This is a genomic window from Massilia sp. WG5, from assembly GCF_001412595.2.
GTDB lineage: Bacteria > Pseudomonadota > Gammaproteobacteria > Burkholderiales > Burkholderiaceae_D > Telluria.
In genome coordinates this window covers 5656627-5673310 of sequence record NZ_CP012640.2, presented here as the reverse complement: position 1 = coordinate 5673310, position 16684 = coordinate 5656627, and the positions used below count along the sequence as shown (strand labels likewise).

At 66.0% G+C, this 16684-nt stretch carries 14 protein-coding genes; 6 read left to right on the top strand and 8 right to left on the bottom strand.

The annotated features are described in order from the left end of the window. The first annotated feature begins 5 nt into the window (after positions 1–5). Positions 6–1676: a VRR-NUC domain-containing protein gene (locus AM586_RS25275; protein WP_047822272.1), complete on the top strand. Its 1671-nt coding sequence runs from the start codon at positions 6–8 to the stop codon at positions 1674–1676. Next, the gene (locus AM586_RS25270; protein WP_047822271.1) at positions 1676–3937 is read left to right on the top strand and encodes an ATP-dependent DNA helicase; all 2262 of its coding nucleotides are present in this window, start codon (positions 1676–1678) and stop codon (positions 3935–3937) included. The genes AM586_RS25275 and AM586_RS25270 overlap by 1 nt, the downstream gene beginning before the upstream one ends. Here the strand turns inward: AM586_RS25270 and AM586_RS25265 are convergent. The 7 genes from AM586_RS25265 to AM586_RS25245 all read right to left on the bottom strand — a co-directional run bounded on the left by AM586_RS25265 (position 3918) and on the right by AM586_RS25245 (position 10604). Beyond that, on the bottom strand, positions 3918–4676 hold the full coding sequence (locus AM586_RS25265) for a LytTR family DNA-binding domain-containing protein (RefSeq protein WP_047822269.1): 759 nt from the start codon (positions 4674–4676) through the stop codon (positions 3918–3920). The two genes, AM586_RS25270 and AM586_RS25265, sit on opposite strands and share 20 nt — an antisense overlap. A gap of 4 nt (positions 4677–4680) precedes the next feature. Then, on the bottom strand, positions 4681–5760 hold the full coding sequence (locus tag AM586_RS25260; protein ID WP_047822266.1) for a sensor histidine kinase: 1080 nt from the start codon (positions 5758–5760) through the stop codon (positions 4681–4683). 13 nt (positions 5761–5773) lie between these two features. Next, positions 5774–6499 (bottom strand): LiaI-LiaF-like domain-containing protein, encoded by a 726-nt coding sequence (locus AM586_RS25255; protein WP_047822264.1) that lies wholly within the window; start codon positions 6497–6499, stop codon positions 5774–5776. Next, the gene (locus AM586_RS25250; RefSeq protein ID WP_047822262.1) at positions 6489–6860 is read right to left on the bottom strand and encodes a LiaI-LiaF-like domain-containing protein; all 372 of its coding nucleotides are present in this window, start codon (positions 6858–6860) and stop codon (positions 6489–6491) included. The genes AM586_RS25255 and AM586_RS25250 overlap by 11 nt, the downstream gene beginning before the upstream one ends. 167 nt (positions 6861–7027) lie before the next feature. Continuing rightward, positions 7028–7204: a hypothetical protein gene (locus AM586_RS28685; RefSeq protein WP_197416372.1), complete on the bottom strand. Its 177-nt coding sequence runs from the start codon at positions 7202–7204 to the stop codon at positions 7028–7030. Positions 7205–7237: 33 nt separating this feature from the next. Further along, positions 7238–7399 carry a hypothetical protein gene (locus tag AM586_RS28680; protein ID WP_204116201.1) on the bottom strand — a complete coding sequence of 54 codons (162 nt, stop codon included), beginning with the start codon at positions 7397–7399 and terminating at the stop codon, positions 7238–7240. 247 nt (positions 7400–7646) lie between these two features. Next, positions 7647–10604 (bottom strand): TonB-dependent receptor, encoded by a 2958-nt coding sequence (locus tag AM586_RS25245; protein ID WP_047822260.1) that lies wholly within the window; start codon positions 10602–10604, stop codon positions 7647–7649. Positions 10605–10830: 226 nt separating this feature from the next. Here AM586_RS25245 and AM586_RS25240 point away from each other — a divergent pair, with 226 nt between their 5' ends. Then, positions 10831–11778 (top strand): N-acetylmuramoyl-L-alanine amidase-like domain-containing protein, encoded by a 948-nt coding sequence (locus tag AM586_RS25240; RefSeq protein ID WP_047822258.1) that lies wholly within the window; start codon positions 10831–10833, stop codon positions 11776–11778. A 482-nt stretch (positions 11779–12260) separates the two neighbouring features. Here AM586_RS25240 and AM586_RS29005 read toward each other — a convergent pair whose 3' ends face one another. After that, a complete protein-coding gene (locus tag AM586_RS29005; RefSeq protein WP_229411044.1) occupies positions 12261–12419 on the bottom strand; it encodes a hypothetical protein in 159 nt (52 codons plus the stop codon). On the opposite strand from AM586_RS29005, the gene AM586_RS25235 reads away from it, so the two are divergent. From AM586_RS25235 to AM586_RS25225, 3 genes are read left to right on the top strand one after another with little or no spacing between them, the layout of a single operon-like run. After that, positions 12381–14222: a nucleoside-diphosphate sugar epimerase/dehydratase gene (locus AM586_RS25235; RefSeq protein WP_257791539.1), complete on the top strand. Its 1842-nt coding sequence runs from the start codon at positions 12381–12383 to the stop codon at positions 14220–14222. The two genes, AM586_RS29005 and AM586_RS25235, sit on opposite strands and share 39 nt — an antisense overlap. A gap of 60 nt (positions 14223–14282) precedes the next feature. Further along, a complete protein-coding gene (locus AM586_RS25230) occupies positions 14283–15611 on the top strand; it encodes a nucleotide sugar dehydrogenase (protein ID WP_047822254.1) in 1329 nt (442 codons plus the stop codon). A gap of 11 nt (positions 15612–15622) precedes the next feature. Further along, complete coding sequence (locus AM586_RS25225; RefSeq protein WP_047822252.1) at positions 15623–16684, top strand: Gfo/Idh/MocA family protein; 1062 nt, start codon at positions 15623–15625, stop codon at positions 16682–16684.

Sequence of the window (16684 nt, the reverse complement as noted above, 5' to 3'; positions counted from 1 at the left end):
GCAAGATGATCAGGGTTCTGGAAAACGAGTTTTATTATCTGGATAATTTCCAGCGCGTCCTGGACTGGATTGCCCAGCGCTACGCCGACCTGCTCGACGACGAGGAGCGGTCCTTCATCGACGCTTTCGCCCGCCTGTCCCGTCCTTCGCAAGCCCTGTTCGTTCGCATGGTGATGCGCAAGGGCAGCTTGTTCCGCGCCAGCAAACTGAATTATCCCGAGATCGGCTGCCCGCTGGCCGCGGCGCAGGAACTGCTGCCGACCGGCTGGATCGTGTCCGACCCGACGCTCGCGATCGACGAATTGTTCGACCTGTTGGTCAAGCCCGAGATTCTCGAGGCGTTTGCCCTGTCGGGACCGCTGAAATCTGCGCGCAAGCCCGATCAGCTGGAAGCGCTGCGCGAGCAGCACCGCGAGCCACGCCCCTTCTCGCAGTGGTACGAGGGCTGCGCCGACACCGTGTTTGCGATTCGGAGCAAGCCCTTGTGCGACCGCCTGCGCCTGATCTTCTTCGGTAACCTGCACCAGGACTGGACCGAATTCGTGCTGTCCGACCTGGGCCTGTTCCGCTACGAGCAGGTCGAATTCTCGGAAGCCTCGCGCGGTTTCCGTTCGCGCCAGGACATCGAGCACTACCTGCAGCTGCACGCCTGCCGCGAACGTTTCGATGCGCTGGAGCCGGGGTCGGAGGAACTGCACGAGGAAATACAGGCGGTGCTGGGCGATCTGCCGCGCCACAGCTTCGGCAACGACTGGCTGGACAGCCGCCGCGAAAAGCTCCTGTTCCGCATCGGCCAGCGGCTCGAGAAGGACAAGCACTGGGAAGCCGCGCATGCCGTGTATGCCGGGTGCCGCTTCCCCGGCGCGCGCTCGCGCGCCATGCGGGTGCTCGAAAAGGACGAGAAATTCGACCAGGCTTATGCCCTGTTCTGCGAAGCCGAACAGGCGCCGGAAAGCGAAGCCGAACGTCAGCACCTGCTGCGCATCGGTCCGCGCCTGGCGCGCAAGCTTGGCCACGCGAAGACGAAGGCGAAGCGCGCCGCGCCGGCCGCGCGGCTCGACCTGAACCTGCCCATACCAGGCGGCGAATGGCGCGTCGAAGGCGTCGTGCTCGGCCACCTGCATCGCGACGAGGCCCCGGTCTACTACGTCGAGAATGCCCTCGCCAACACCCTGTTCGGCCTGCTGTGCTGGCCGGCCGTGTTCGCGGCCATTCCCGGCGCCTTCTTCCACCCCTTCCACCGCGGCCCGGCGGACCTGTACAGTCCCGACTTCCAGCAGCGCCGCGCGCGCGAGTTCGAGGCCTGCCTCGCGCGCCTGGACGACGGCAGCCACGTCGAGGCAATCCTGGGGATCTGGGACAAAAAGGCCGGGATCCAGTCGCCCTTCGTGGCCTGGGACTGGCTGGACCGCGGCATCCTCGAACTGGCCCTTGCCTGCATCCCGGCCGACCACCTGAAGCTGTGGTTCCTGCGCATCCTGCAGGACGTGAAGGACAACCGCACCGGCTTCCCCGACCTGATCCAGTTCTTCCCGCTTGAAAAGCGCTACGACATGATCGAGGTGAAGGGCCCCGGCGACCGCCTGCAGGACAACCAGCTGCGCTGGATCGACTACTGCGCCGAGCACGGCATGCCGGTGACGGTGTGCTACCTGCAGTGGGAGCAGGCCGCCTGATGTACACCGTCGCCGTCAGGGCGCTGTGCGAGTTCACCGCCAAGCAGGGCGACCTCGACCTGCGCTTCACGCCCTCGCCCACCGCACTGGAAGGCATCGCCGGCCATGCCGTGGTGGCGGCGCGGCGCGGCGAGCATTACCGCTCCGAAGTCACGCTCGAAGGCGACTACGGCCTGCTGCACGTGCGCGGCCGCGCCGACGGCTACGACCCGGACCAGAACCTGATCGAGGAAGTGAAGACCTTCCGCGGCCAGTTCTCCAGCATCCCCGACAACCACCGCCACCTGCACTGGGCCCAGTTGCGCATCTATGGCCACCTGATGTGCGAGCAGCTCGACGTGCAGGAGGTCAACCTGGCCCTGGTCTACTTCGACATCGGCAGCCAGCAGGAGACGGTGCTGCGCGAGACCCGTTCGCGCGCCGAGCTGAAGGCGATCTTCGAAGACCACTGCGGCCGCTTCATCGCCTGGGCCGAACAGGAGATGCGCCACCGCGAAACCCGCAACCAGGCCCTGACCGGCATGCGCTTTCCGCACGCCGACTTCCGCCCGGGCCAGCGCCAGCTCGCCGAAGCCGTGTTCCGCGCCAATGCCGGCAAGCGCTGCCTGCTGGCCCAGGCCCCGACCGGCATCGGCAAAACGCTCGGCACGATGTTCCCGGCGCTGAAGGCGGCGCCGAAGGAAAACCTCGACAAGCTGGTGTTCCTGGCCGCGAAGACCCCGGGACGCCAGCTCGCGCTGGATGCCGCGGCGACCCTGAAGGCCGGCGGCACGATTCCCTTGCGGGTACTGGAACTGACCGCGCGCGACAAGGCCTGCGAGCATCCCGACAAGGCCTGCCACGGCGAGTCCTGCCCGCTGGCGCGCGGCTTCTACGACCGCCTGCCGGCCGCGCGCGCCGCAGCGCTGGACGCCCCGCTGCTGGACCGCGACACCCTGCGCACGATCGGCCTGGCCCACGATGTCTGCCCCTACTACCTGGGCAGCGAGATGGCGCGCTGGAGCGACATGGTGGTGGGCGACTACAACTACTGGTTCGACAGCGGCGCGATGCTGTACGCGCTGGCGCTGGAACGCGGCTGGCGCGTCAGCGTGCTGGCCGACGAGGCCCACAACCTGGTGTCGCGCGCACGCGGCATGTACAGCGCGACGCTGGCAAGGGCGAGCCTGCGCGCCGCCCGCGCGGTGGCCCCGCCCGCCGTCCAGAAGCCGCTGGAAAAGGTCGGTCGCGCATGGACCGACGCCGGCAAGACCGCGCCTCTTCCCTACCAGGTACTGGACGCGATTCCGCAAAAACTGCTCGACAGCCTGCAGAACGCCACCAGCGCCATCACCGAGCACATGGCGGCCGTCCCCGAAGGGATGGACCCGGCCCTGCAGGAGTTCTATTTCGACGCCCTGCAGTTCCAGCGCCTGGCGGAATCCTTCGGCGAGCATTCGATGTTCGACCTCACGCGTGCGGACGAAAGGGACACGATCCTGGCGATCCGCAACCTGGTTCCCGCGCCGTTCCTGAAGCCGCGCTTCGCACTCGCGCATTCGACCACGCTGTTCTCGGCCACGCTCAGCCCCTGGCATTATTTCGCCGACCTGCTCGGCATGCCCGAGGACACGGCCTGGATCGACGTCGACTCGCCTTTCGTCGCCAGCCAGTTGAAGGTCGAAGTCGCGCGCGGGATTTCGACGCGCTACCAGCACCGGCAGGCTTCGCTGGCGCCGATCGCCGACCTGATGGCGCAGCAGTACGCAGACGCGCCCGGCAACTACCTGGCCTTCTTCAGCAGTTTCGACTATCTGGAAAAAGTGGCTGACACCATGGCCCAGCGCCATCCGGAGATCCCGGCCTGGCGCCAGTCGCGCCGCATGAGCGAGGCCGAACGGTCCGCGTTCCTCGACCGGTTTGCCGCCGACAGTAAAGGAATCGGCTTTGCCGTGCTGGGCGGGGCTTTCGGCGAAGGCATCGACCTGCCCGGTGCGCGCCTGATCGGCGCCTTCGTCGCCACCCTCGGCCTGCCGCAGGTGAATCCGGTCAACGAGCAGCTGCGCGAACGCCTGCAGGTCATGTTCGGCGCCGGCTACGACTACGCCTATCTGTATCCCGGCCTGCAGAAGGTCGTGCAGGCGGCCGGGCGCGTGATCCGCACCGAGCAGGACCAGGGCACGGTCTGGCTGATCGACGACCGCTTCGCGCGGCCCGAGGTGCTGGGACTGCTGCCGCGCTGGTGGCACGTCGAAGCACGTCCTACTTCATCAGCTCCCTGAGCTTCTGGTAGCCGCTGCGGCTGACCGGAATCCGAGCACCGCCGCGCAGTACCGCGCAATGGCTGTCCCTGCCGGCCGGCTCGATGCGTTCGATCGCCGCCAGGCTGACGATGTAGGAGCGGTGCACGCGCAGGAAGGTGCCGGGGTCGAGCTGCTCCTCGAGTTCCGACAGGCGCTGGCTCTTCAGCCATGCTTTTCCGTCGGCGACCACCTGCACGTAATCGTCCTGGGCTTCGATGTAGTCGATGCCGGCGGCCGGGATCACCTGCACGCGCGCGCCGTCGCGGATCAGGATGCGGGTCAGCGGCGCGCGGCGCTGCGCGGCCTCCTGCGCCGCCGCCAGCGCCGGCGAGACGGCGGTCCCTGGCTGCGGACGCCCGATGCGCTCGCGCGCGTGCGCCAGCGCCTGCTCGAGGCGCTCGCGCGAGAAGGGCTTGAGCAGGTAGTCGAGCGCATGCACCTCGAAGGCGCGCAGCGCGAACTGGTCGTAGGCGGTCACGAACACGTACTGGATGCCTTTGCTTCCACCTGCCCCGGCCAGCTCGACCACCTCGAAGCCGTCCAGTTTCGGCATCTGGATGTCGAGGAATACCAGGTCCGGCGCCAGCTCGGCGATCGCCTTGACGGCCTCGAAGCCGTTCGCGCATTCGCCGACGATCTCGACACCCGGATGCGCTTCCAGGTACTCGCGCAGCACTGCCCGCGCCAATGCTTCGTCATCCACGATGATCACCCGCATGTTCTCAAGCCTCCAGTTCGACGTCGGTTGGTTCGGCCGGCAGCGCCAGCTCGACCCGGAATTTTGCGCCTTCCCTGCCCCAGTGCGCGCTGGCCTCGTGGCCGTAGGCTGCCGCCAGGCGCCGGCGCACGTTCTCCAGGCCGAGTCCCGCACCCGCGCCCCCGGCAGGCGGCGTGTCCGGATCGACGTCGTTCTCGACGCGGATGCGCAGCAGCGAGCCGGCGCGCAGCGCTGACAGGCGCACCAGGCCCGGCCCGATCATCTGGCCGACCCCATGCTTGACGGCGTTCTCGACCAGGGGCTGCAGCAGCATCGGCGGCAGCAGGCAGGCGGCCGCCCCGGGCCCCACCTCGGCCTCGAAACGCAGGCGCTCGCCGAAGCGCACCTGCTCGATGGCGAGGAAGTCCCGCACCAGGTCCAGCTCCCGGCCGAGGGTGACCTTGCGGTCGGCATGCAGGCCCAGGCTCTGGCGGAAGAAGCCGGCCAGGCGCAGGGTCATCGCGCGCGCCGCGCCGGGGTCGATCGAGGTCAGGGCGCTGATCGAATTCAGGCTGTTGAACAGGAAGTGCGGATCGACCTGGGTGCGCAGCATGCGCAGTTCGGCGTCCTGGGCCATCAATCGGGTCTCCAGCTCGCGGGTTTCGAGCTGGCGCACGCGCTCGGCTTCGATCAGCAGGTAGTTGACCGCGGCCGCCAGCCCGTACAGGATCACGCCCAGCGCGAACATGGTCGCCAGCCGCGCCGCGTCCAGCTCGAACACTTCCCCTTCGGGCGCAAGCGCGCGCAGCAGGCTGGCCCAGGCCGAGCCGATCGCGCACCACAGCGCCGCCGCGCAGGCCGCCGTGATGCCAACCCCGCCGACGATCGCGGCCGGATGCTTCTGCCGGATCGGGTAGGCGCGGCACACGTAATAGGCCGAGAACGCGGTGGCGTTCGCGTACACGATCGCCAGCGGCACCGCGAACAGCAGGCTGGCGCCCCAGCCCGCGCCGCCGGCCGCCAGCAGCGCGGCGGTCGCCAGGCCCAGCATCAGCCAGGCGAGCAGGTAGAGCAACGCCGCATACCACCTCGACACGCCTTGCATCGGCCGCCCGCCTTCAGTTGCGCACTTCGACGCCGCCCATGATGGCGTAGCCGGTGACCACCAGGCGCTTGCGGTTGTCGGGTGGGCGCGCGGTCTTCTCCGTGAAGCCGCCCATCACCGGGCTGCCGTTCAGGATGACGGTCCAGTCGGGCGGCACCTTGATCGTGATCCCGCCCCAGATCGCGAAGACGTTGATCACGGCCTCGGTCGTGAGCGATGCTTCGCGCAGGTCGAGCGCGCAGCCACCCATGATCGCGGTGATCTCGCCGCCGCGGAAGTCGGGCGCGCTGACGCGGCGCTCGAAGCCCCCCAGGATGGCGGTGATGTCGACCAGGTTCTCCGCGCTCACGCCGTCCTTGGCCAGCGACGGACGGGCCACGCGTGCGCCGCCGAGCGTGCGGTACAGGATCAATCCGCCCAGGCCGATCATCACCAGCGGCCAGAAGGTGCGCCAGCTGATGAAGTGGTAGCCGAGCCGGTTCATGGTCATCGACAGGCCGATCGCGATCAGCACGATGCCGGTGATGCGCCCGCTGCGCGGCCCGTCGCTGCACAGGGCCACCAGGCCCGAGGCGACGAAGGCCAGCGGCCAGAAGAAGATCACGTGGCGCAGGTAGATGATGTTCAGGTTATCGAGCAGGAACAGTACGCCGAAGGCCACCACCAGCAGGCCGATCACGATCTGGCTGCCTGCGCGCGCGCCGGTGCGGCAATCCGCGCGGGTGTCTTCATTGGCCATGGCGGTCACCCTTGCTGCCGAAGCGGCGTTCGGCGATCGGCTTCACCGCCATGCCGATGCCGCCGACGATGATGAACAGCGGCCAGCTGTTGAACCAGTTCAGTCCCCACAAGCCCTCGAACACGGCGAACAGCCACAGGCCGATGAAGACGGTCCACAGACCATTCACGAACTCGCGCGCGCTCGGATAGCCGATGGTCTGGTTGATGCCGGCCACGACCAGCAGCAGCGGCGCATAGTGCCACAGGCGGTCGACCTCGTAGATGCCGAACTGGTCCAGCAGGAACGCCACGCCGATCCCGATCAGCAGCAGGCCCCACAGGACCTGGCGCCTCAGGTGATAGGATGCTTCGCTGTTCATTGAGTCCTCCTCGTTGGAATGACGACAAGATATACGAGGACGGCCGGGAGGAGGAAGCGCTTTTCGGCGAACGGCGGCGCCAGGCCGGTGAACGGCGGACGTGAAAAGGCCCGCCGCGTTGCCGGGGCGGGCCTGCATGAGGCGAACTCAGGTGGACTGCACCGGGATCAGGGAGTCGGCGATGCCATCACCATGGTCGGCTGGCCCTTCTGCTGGTTGCGGTACTTGGCCTTGGCAATGGCCTGCTTGACCGCTTCGCGGGCGATATTGGTCTTGCGGATCTCCGCGCGTTCCTTCTTGCCGCGGTGCTGGGCGATGTGCTTGCTGCCGATTTTCTTGGTCATGGCGTTCTCCTGATGCTGGGGTTGGTGCCTGGGTCAGGAGCGGGACGAGCCCATCTTGTCGTCATCGGCCGAGTGCATCAGCATGCCCCAACCGAGCTGGCGCCGGATTTCTTCCGGTGTCGGCGGCGGTGCGCTTTCCTTCGTGCGGCGCTCGAGGTACTCGCGCACGAGGTGCTTCGGTGGATGGCTCGTCATTGGCGTCGACATGAACTACCTCCGCTTCCCAATTGGCGTGGAATCTGGTGCCGATCCTCGAGGCGACCGGCTGACCTGTTGAGATGGTTGGAGGCTTGCGTTCGATCGCTGGCGTCCTCACTCAACGCCTCCATCATATCGAAGCGGCCGGGTATGCACCGTTAGGTGACGCACACTGTGCACGGCGCCTGCTCCTACAAGAAAAAAGGGGAGCCGCGGCTCCCCTTTCGTCACGCTGTCAGGCTACTCAGAACTTGTATTTCAGGTTCAGGTAGAACTGGCGGCCGATCACATCCAGCTTCTGCTGTTCCTGCTCGCTGTAGCGGTAGTAGGCGCGCTTCACGTTGGTCAGGTTGGTGGCGTCGAAGGTCAGCAACAGGTTCGGCGTGAAGTTGTAGCTCGCGTTGAACGCCAGCGTGGTCACCGGTGCGGCCATGGTCGGCGCGGACGGCATCGCAACGCCGTTGATGACGGACAGCCCCTGGCTGTTCGCGGTCGGCGACGGCGCAGTGCTGCTGTTCACGTACTCGCTGCGGTAGTTCGCCACCAGGCGCAGCGAGACCTTGTCGTTCTCGAAGTAGCCGCCCAGGTTGCCGGCCCATTCGGAAGCGCCGACCATCGGACGGCCGTCGTCGACCTTCGTCTTGGCGCGGCTGACGTTGCTGGTGAAGCCGAAGCCGGTATTCCCGAACGGCTGCTCGTACGACAGTTCGACGCCGGCGATGTGGGCCCCCTGCTGGCTCGAGGTGTTGATCGCATAGGTCTTCGAGCCGCCCGACGCCGCATCGTACAGGTCGATGGTGGCGCCGCCGGTGGTGCCGGTCTTCACATAGCCCTGGATGCGCGAGTAGAACAGGTCCACGCCCACCATCGAGCGGCGCGCGAAGTACCAGGCCCAGGATGCGTCCAGGTTATCCGCGGTGAGCGGCTTCAGGTCCGGGTTCGGGCCGGTCACGTGGCAGCCGCTCGCATCGCAGGTCGGGGTGCCGAGGCCCGCGCCGAGGATGTTGTAGTTCTGGCGGCCGATGGTGCGGCTGGCGCCGAAACGGGCGATCATTTCCTTGGTCAGCTCGTAGCGGAGGTTCAGGCTCGGCAGCCAGTTGTTGAACTTCTTGTCGGTCTTCGCGAAGTAATAGGTATTGCCACCCTTCGGATTGAACGGGAAGGCGGCCTGGTCGTCGTAGTACTGCTGCAGGTCGCCCGCGTCGGTGATCGCGCCCGGATAGGCGGCGCACGGGATCGCCGGCTGGCCCGGGGCCGCGCGCAGGCAGGCGCCGGCCGGGATCGGGGTCGGGATGTCGGCGTTGATGCGGGTCTGGACGAAGCGCAGGCCGAGGTTGCCGGACCAGCGCTCGCCTTCCAGGTTCGCCATCACATAGGCGGCGGTCTGGCGCTCGCGCATGTGCAGCTCGGAGAAGATGCGGCGCTCGAACTGGTCGGTGGTTTCCTTCGTGTTGGTCGAGAAGTACTGCTTCAGGACGTCCGGGGAGAAGGTGTAGCCGGTGTTGTCCCAGCCCGCCGGACCATCGAGGTCCTTGCCGAAGTCCGCCGGCCACGGAACGGTGCTGGTCGGACCGCCGTTCGCCGAGAACGGCGAATGGTAGACCGGGTAGCGGCGTTCGCTGTCGCGGTGGTGGTCGGAGAAGCGCAGGCCGCTTTCGAGCGACTGTACCCAGCCTTTGTCGAGCTTGTACTCGGTATCGATCTGGGCGCTCTTCTCGCGGTCGACGGTCTTCAGACCGGAGATGGTGCGCACCACCAGCTGGTCCGGCACGATGCCGGTGCCGTAGTACTTGATGTAGGGTGCGTCATGGACGTCGCCCAGCGCATAGGAAGCGCCGGTGCCGAAGCTGGCGTAGGTCAGGCCCTGGTCGGCATCGGTCTTGCCGACGCCGCGGGTGGTCGACAGCAGGGTCTTGACGGTCAGGTCCTGGTTCACGCGCCAGCTGCCGTTCAGGTCCAGGAAGGAACTGGTGGCGTTGGCGCCGTCGCGGTAGAAGCCTTCCGAGTTGCCGATGTACTGGGGCGTGGTCCCGTTCGGGAACATGATGTCGGCGCTCTTCAGCACCTTCAGCTGGTCGCCGTACATCGTGGTTTCGGTGACGATCACCGGATTGCGGATCGAGGCGAACACCTGCTGGCCGTTCGAATTCGTGTTGGGGGCGCTGGCGCCGGTCGCGCCGTCCGGCAGCGATGCCTTGCCCAGCAACATCGAGTAGAACGCGCCGGCCTTCAGGCGGCCGTAGTTGTTCGCGTTCATCGACGAATGGAAGCCCGTCACCGTGAAATCCATGTCCTGGTTCGGCTTGAATTCCAGCGACAGCACGCCGCCCTTGCGGTCGCGCACGCCTTCCACGAATTCGGTCGACATCGAGCCCGGCAGGCGCACGCCATTCAGGTCGGCCGCCTTGAGGCCGGTGCCGGCCAGGGATTCATCGGTGATGCCCTTCATGGTGGCGGTGTTGATCACGTCCCAGCCGCTGCTGGTGCCGTAGGCCAGGCGCGAGGCGGAGTCGCGGCGCACATAGCGTTTCTCGGCGAAGCCCTGGACGATGAAACCGAAGGTGCCGGCTTCGTTCTTCCAGTTGACGGTCGCATTCAGGTCGGGCGCGCTCTTGCCCGGCAGCGTGGCGTAGCTCTCGCCGACGCTGACCACGCCGCCCAGGCGCTCCTTCTGCGCCAGCGGCTTGCGGGTGGTGACGTTGATGGTGCCGGCCAGGCCGCCGTCGACGATGTTGGCCTGCGAAGTCTTGTAGACGATGGCCTGGTTCAGGACCGAGGACGGCATCAGCGACAGGCTGGTCGAGCGGCTGCTCGAAGCCTGGTCGCCGACGTACCAGTCGCCGCCGGAGACCGTGTGGCCGTTGAAGATGATGAGCGACATGTCGGGGTTGGTGCCGCGCATCGACACTTTTTCCGCCTCGTCGTAGTCGGTGCGCACCGCCACGCCGGGCAGGCGCTGCAGCGAGTCGGCCAGGTTCTTGTCCGGCATCTTGCCGACGTCCTCGGCCGTGATCACTTCGACGTTGGCGGTGGCGTCACGCTTGACGGCCAGCGACTTGGCCATCGAGGCGCGGATACCGGTCACTTCGATGGTCTGCATGCCATTGGCGCCGACGGTGGCGCCATCCTGGGCCAGCGCGGGCAGTGCTGCCACACCCAGGGCCATCGCCACGGCGGCCGCGAGCGGCTTCTGTTTCAACATTCTCACTCTCCTGTAGTTATCCTGAGGGCAGGTGTTTCCCTGCCGCGCGTATAGTATTGACGATAGGGAAACCCTTGAATAATGCCAAGTATTGAAGAATCCATAACCGTATGGAATGTTTCCAACGGCAAAAACAACGGGTTATACCCTCCTGCATAATTTTCATTTTGCAAACACGCTGCTGCCGGGGTAGCGTGCAACTTTGCATCCGCCACTGGAGACACCCATGCGTTACGCCTGCCTGTTGCTTGCCGCTGCCCTCGGCGGCTGCGCCTCCCCGCCCGCTGCCCCGCCGCCCGCCGCCGGCGCCCAGCCGCAGGCCCCCGTATCACTCGAGACCATCCTGCAGAAACAGGTCTATCAGATGACGCCGGTCGAGGCGGGACGCTATATCGCCTGGCAGCACCAGGCCGAGCCGGACCTGCGCAAGCGCATCGCGGCGATCGGCCGCAAGAACATCGGCCAGCCCTACCGCCTGAACCTGCTCGGTGAATTCCCTTATGAAGTGCATGACGACCTGCCGATGTTCAGCCTCGATCACAGCGACTGTGTCGTATTCGCGGAACACACCTATGCGATGGCGCTGTCGCAGTCCTGGGAGGAATTCTTCTGGATGCTGCAGCGGATCCGCTACCGCGACGGCGTGATCGGCGTCGCCACGCGCAACCACTACACCGAGATGGACTGGAACGTGGCCAACCGCTGGCTGGTCACCGACATCAGCGCCGCGCTGGCCGGTCCCGCCGGACCGTCGTATCCGATGACGATCGACCGCGCCCGCTTCCTGAAGACCCGCCACCATACCGAGCGCAGCATCCCGGTCGAGAGCAGCCGCCAGGCCTATGTGGGCAAGGACCAGGTGGCGGCCATCGCCGGCGATCTGCGCGAAGGCGATTTCGTGAACGTGATCTCGACCCGCGATGGCGAGTACTGGGCCTCGCACGTGGGCCTGGTGGTGCTGGGCGCGAACGGCGAACGCCACTTCCTGCATTCGTCCGAACCCCAGGTGCGCGAGGAGAGCTTCGAATCCTTCATCGCGCGGGCGGCGGCGCGCGAGGAGCGCAACCGCCAGGCAGGCAAGAACGGCCAGGTGCTGGCCGGCTTCAAGTTCCTGCGCCTGAACGACAACATCGTGGTGCCGCCGATGGCGCCGCAACCGCGCCCCGGCGCCTGATCCCTTCCCCCTTCCCGTCGCGGGCCGCTTCGTGCGGCCCGCTGTCTTTTCTGCGCCCCTGACAAAACGTCCATAGCGGCGTTGCAGCCCTCGCCGATGCGGCGCCGCGCCTTGCTCCGGACGTTTTGTCAGTGGCTTTTAATTCCCTTCCTTGCGTCGCCTTTTCTTCGGCGCATTAGCCGTGCGCACTTTCTTTTCGTGAAAATAAGAAATTAATTAATTCAGGAAATTAATTTCCTACTTTCAAATAAACGGAGAAAGATTTAATTCCCTTATCGCGGTTGAGCATGGTCAAACACACTAATCTTAGCGAACCGGATAATAAACTTACTCAGCAATAAGCAATCTAAACAGCGGCCTATTTTATTCCTTTCTAAATCGTTTCCGCCAAATAAAAAATGAAGACGCCGATTTAGCCTGGCGATATCCCCGAGACAAAAGATAACCCGCAACCACGCAGCCTCTTCGAGATCATGCCCAAGCTAAATCAAGGCTTTGTCAGCCAGTTTTGCGCCAACATGGTATCCCTGCACCGCAGGACCAAAATCGCATTGATGATCACTGCCGATCTGGTCGCGCTGCCATTCTGCTTTCTCGTGGCAATGCTGCTGCGCGGCGGCGATTTGAAACTGGCTTCCCATTTCGGCCCCGCTTCTTATGTATTGGTTGCGGTGGTGACGATTGCGGCATTTTCCATCTCCGATCTTTATCGAGCTGTCATTCGCTTTATTGATCAGCGTCTATTGAGCGTCACCGGACTCGCCCTGGCCGTCGCGATTTTATGCGCCTATATCGTGATGTTCGCGATAAACGAAGAGCGCTTTCCGCGCAGCGCACTGGCAATTTACTGGTTTATCGTGTTTTCCTATGTGGTCGCATCCCGTGTCGGCATGCGTAATTTCCTGCGTAATCAGAATGCCAGGGAGCGCTGCTCAGCCGAAGTGGTCGCCATCTACGGCGCCGGCGAGGCCGGCGCCCGCCTGGCCCAGGCCATGCGCGGCAGCGACGAATACCGGGCGGTCTGCTTCTTCGACGACAAGCATGCCCTCAGCGAGCGCAACGTCGCCGGCCTGCGGGTCTTCCATACCGACCGACTGGGCGAGATCGTGGACGCGATGTCGATCCGCTCGATCGTGCTGGCCCTGCCGGGGGTAGCCCCGGAACGCCTGCGCGACATCATGCAGCGCCTGGCCCAGGCCGGCGTCAGCACCAAGATCCTGAGCCGCCTGGTCGAGCTCGCCGACGACAAGCTCACGCCGCGCGAGACCATCCGCGAGCTGAAGTTCGAAGACCTGCTGGGCCGTCCGCCGGTGCCGCCGCGCGTCGATCTGTTCGCCCGCTGCGTCCGCGGCAAGACCGTGCTCGTCACCGGCGCCGGAGGCTCCATCGGCAGCGAACTGTGTCGCCAGATCGTCACGGTCTCGCCGAGCCGCCTGCATCTGCTCGACCACTCCGAGTTCGCCCTGTACACGATCCGTCAGGAACTGAGCACGCGCTTCCCGGACATCCCGATCGAAGCCCACCTCGGCTCGGTATGCAACGCCGACCTGGTCGAGCGCCTGCTGCGCGACGGCAAGGTCGACACCATCTACCATGCCGCCGCCTACAAGCACGTGCCGCTGGTCGAGACCAACATCGTCGAAGGCCTGCGCAACAACGTGGTCGGCGCCCAGGTGATCGCCTCCCAGGCCGCCAAGCACCGGGTCGAGACCTGCGTCCTGATCTCCAGCGACAAGGCGGTGCGCCCGACCAATGTCATGGGCGCCAGCAAGCGCATCGCCGAACTGATCTTCCAGGCCGCGGCGGTGCGCCATGGCGCCCACACCACCTTCTGCATGGTCCGCTTCGGCAACGTACTCGGTTCGTCCGGCTCGGTGATCCCGCTGTTCCAGCGCCAGATCGCCCGCGGCGGCCCGCTGACGATCACCCATCCCGAGGTGTCGCGCTACTTCATGCTGATCCCCGAGGCCGCGCAGCTCGTGATCCAGGCCGGCGCCATGGCCAAGGGCGGCGACGTGTTCGTGCTCGACATGGGCGAACCGGTGCGCATCGTCGACCTGGCGCGCACCATGATCGCCCTGCACGGCCTGACCGAGAAGAGCACCCAGAACCCGGGCGGCGACATCGAGATCCGCTACGTCGGCCTGTTCCCGGGCGAGAAGCTGCACGAGGAGCTGTTGACGGACGGCGTGGTCTTCCCCAGCGACCACCCGCGCATCATGCGCATGAAGGAAAACGCCCTCCACCCCAGCGTGCTCGAGACCTTCATCACCTGCCTGATGATGGCCTGCGAAACCCACGAGCGCGCCATGATCGAGTCGATGGTCAAGGCCATCGTCACCGAATACACCCCGCAACTGGCCCCGGCTGCACCGGCGCCGGCCCCGGTGCCCGAGGCGCCGCGGCTGGGCCTGATCAGAAAATTCGTGCCTTTCCGCATCTAGCTCCAGGCGTAGCGGCACGCCCATTCACCCACTCCACCATCCCGTTTGGCGAGGACACTCATGCGTGACGAAAGCAAACCGGCATATCTCGAACAGCTGACCGAGCGGCTGGACAAGCGCAGCGCCGTGATCGGCATTATCGGCCTGGGCTATGTCGGCCTGCCGCTGACCCTGCGTTATTCCGAGGCGGGCTTCCGCGTCCTCGGCATCGACATCGACGGCGCCAAGATCGAGCGCCTGAACCGCGGGGAAAGCTATATCAACCACATCAAGTCGGCCGACATCGCCCGCGCCCGCGAGCGCGGCTTCGAGGCGAGCAGCGACTTCACCCGCGCCGGCGAGCCGGACGCCTTGATCATCTGCGTGCCGACCCCGCTGAACGCCTACCGCGAGCCGGACCTGTCCTTCGTGCTCGACACCGCCGACGCCCTGCTGCCCTTCATGCGTCCCGGCCAGGTGCTGTCGCTGGAAAGCACCACCTACCCCGGCACCACCGACGAAGAGCTCAAGCCGCGCCTGGAGTCGCGCGGCTTCACGCTCGGGAAGGACGTGTTCCTGGTGTTCTCGCCCGAGCGCGAAGACCCGGGCAACCCGAACTTCCACACCCGCACCATCCCGAAGGTCTGCGGCGGCGTCACCCCGGCTTGCCTGGAAGCCGGGCTGGCGCTCTACACGCCGGCGATCGACAAGGTGGTGCCGGTCAGTTCGACCCGCGCCGCCGAGCTGACCAAGCTGCTGGAAAACATCCACCGCGCCGTCAACATCGGCCTGGTCAACGAGATGAAGATCATCGCCGACCGCATGAACATCGACATCCACGAGGTGATCCGCGCGGCCGCCACCAAGCCCTTCGGCTTCACGCCCTACTACCCGGGCCCCGGCCTCGGCGGGCACTGCATCCCGATCGACCCCTTCTACCTGACCTGGAAGGCGCGCGAATACGGCCTGCACACCCGCTTCATCGAACTGGCCGGCGAGATCAACAGCGACATGCCGCACTGGGTGGTGGGCAAGGTGACCGACGCCCTGAACCTGCGCGGCAAGTCGGTGATGGGCAGCCGCGTGCTAGTGCTGGGCATCGCCTACAAGAAGGACGTCGAGGACATGCGCGAGTCGCCCTCGGTCGAGCTGATGGAGATCCTGCGCGACAAGGGCGCCGTGGTGGATTATTCAGACCCGCACGTGCCGGCGTTCCCGCGCATGCGCGAGCACTACTTCGACCTGCGCAGCGTGGAACTGAACCCGCAGACCATCGCCTCCTACGACGTGGTGCTGCTGGCCACCGCCCACAGCGCCTTCGACTACGAGCTGATCCGCCAGTACGCCGCGCTGGTGGTCGATACCCGTGGGGTCTACCTGGCCCCGCTGCCGAACGTCGTGAAAGCCTGAGGACCGCCATCATGCGCCACTATCCCGCCCCCATCCAGGACCGCAAGATCCGCTTCGCGCTGGTCGGCTGCGGCCGCATCGCCAACAACCACTTCGACGCCCTGCGCCAGCACCAGGAGCGCGCCCAGCTCGTCGGTGTCTGCGACGTCGACCCGCGCGCCCTCGACCGCGCGGTCGGCCTGACCAGCGCCGAGGGCTATGCCAGCCTGGACGAGATGCTGCGCCAGGTCGATGCCGACATCGTCGTCGTCACCACCCCGTCCGGCCTGCACCCCGAGCAGGCGATCCAGATCGCCCGCAGCGGCCGCCACGTCATGACCGAGAAGCCGATGGCCACCCGCTGGGAAGACGGCAAGCGCATGGTGGCCGCGGCCGACGCGGCCGGCGTGCGCCTGTTCGTGGTCAAGCAGAACCGCCGCAACGCCACCCTCCAGCTGCTCAAGCGCGCCGTCGACAAGAAGCGCTTCGGCCGCATCTACATGGTCAACCTGAACGTGTTCTGGACCCGCCCGCCCGAGTACTACGACAGCGCCAAGTGGCGCGGCACCTGGGAATTCGACGGCGGCGCCTTCATGAACCAGGCCAGCCACTACGTCGACCTGATCGACTGGATCGTCGGCCCGGTCGAGAGCCTGCAGGCCTATACCGCCACGCTGGCGCGCGACATCGAGGTCGAGGACACCGGCGTGCTCAGCCTGCGCTGGCGCAATGGGGCGCTGGGCTCGATGAACGTCACCATGCTCACCTACCCGCGCAACATGGAAGGTTCGATCACGGTGCTGGGCGAGCACGGCACGGTGCGCATCGGCGGCGTGGCCGTGAACGAGATCCAGCAATGGGAGTTCGCCACGCCCGACCCGGACGACGACAAGGTGCGCGACGCCAGCTACGAGACCACCTCGGTCTACGGCTTCGGCCATCCGCTGTACTACGACAACGTGATCAAGGTCCTGCGCGGCGAAGCCGAGCCGGAAACCGACGGCCGCGAGGGACTGAAATCGCTCGAAGTCCTGATCGCCGCCTACAAGTCCGCGCGCGACGGCCAGCGCGTCGCCCTGCCGCTGGAATACTGA

Coding starts and splice junctions, on each gene's coding strand:
- AM586_RS25275 (WP_047822272.1), top strand. CDS start 6: ATGATCAGGGTTCTGGAAAACGAGTTTTATTATCTGGATAATTTCCAG.
- AM586_RS25270 (WP_047822271.1), top strand. CDS start 1,676: ATGTACACCGTCGCCGTCAGGGCGCTGTGCGAGTTCACCGCCAAGCAG.
- AM586_RS25265 (WP_047822269.1), bottom strand. CDS start 4,676: ATGCGGGTGATCATCGTGGATGACGAAGCATTGGCGCGGGCAGTGCTG.
- AM586_RS25260 (WP_047822266.1), bottom strand. CDS start 5,760: ATGCAAGGCGTGTCGAGGTGGTATGCGGCGTTGCTCTACCTGCTCGCC.
- AM586_RS25255 (WP_047822264.1), bottom strand. CDS start 6,499: ATGGCCAATGAAGACACCCGCGCGGATTGCCGCACCGGCGCGCGCGCA.
- AM586_RS25250 (WP_047822262.1), bottom strand. CDS start 6,860: ATGAACAGCGAAGCATCCTATCACCTGAGGCGCCAGGTCCTGTGGGGC.
- AM586_RS28685 (WP_197416372.1), bottom strand. CDS start 7,204: ATGACCAAGAAAATCGGCAGCAAGCACATCGCCCAGCACCGCGGCAAG.
- AM586_RS28680 (WP_204116201.1), bottom strand. CDS start 7,399: ATGACGAGCCATCCACCGAAGCACCTCGTGCGCGAGTACCTCGAGCGC.
- AM586_RS25245 (WP_047822260.1), bottom strand. CDS start 10,604: ATGTTGAAACAGAAGCCGCTCGCGGCCGCCGTGGCGATGGCCCTGGGT.
- AM586_RS25240 (WP_047822258.1), top strand. CDS start 10,831: ATGCGTTACGCCTGCCTGTTGCTTGCCGCTGCCCTCGGCGGCTGCGCC.
- AM586_RS25235 (WP_257791539.1), top strand. CDS start 12,381: ATGCTGCTGCGCGGCGGCGATTTGAAACTGGCTTCCCATTTCGGCCCC.
- AM586_RS29005 (WP_229411044.1), bottom strand. CDS start 12,419: ATGGGAAGCCAGTTTCAAATCGCCGCCGCGCAGCAGCATTGCCACGAG.
- AM586_RS25230 (WP_047822254.1), top strand. CDS start 14,283: ATGCGTGACGAAAGCAAACCGGCATATCTCGAACAGCTGACCGAGCGG.
- AM586_RS25225 (WP_047822252.1), top strand. CDS start 15,623: ATGCGCCACTATCCCGCCCCCATCCAGGACCGCAAGATCCGCTTCGCG.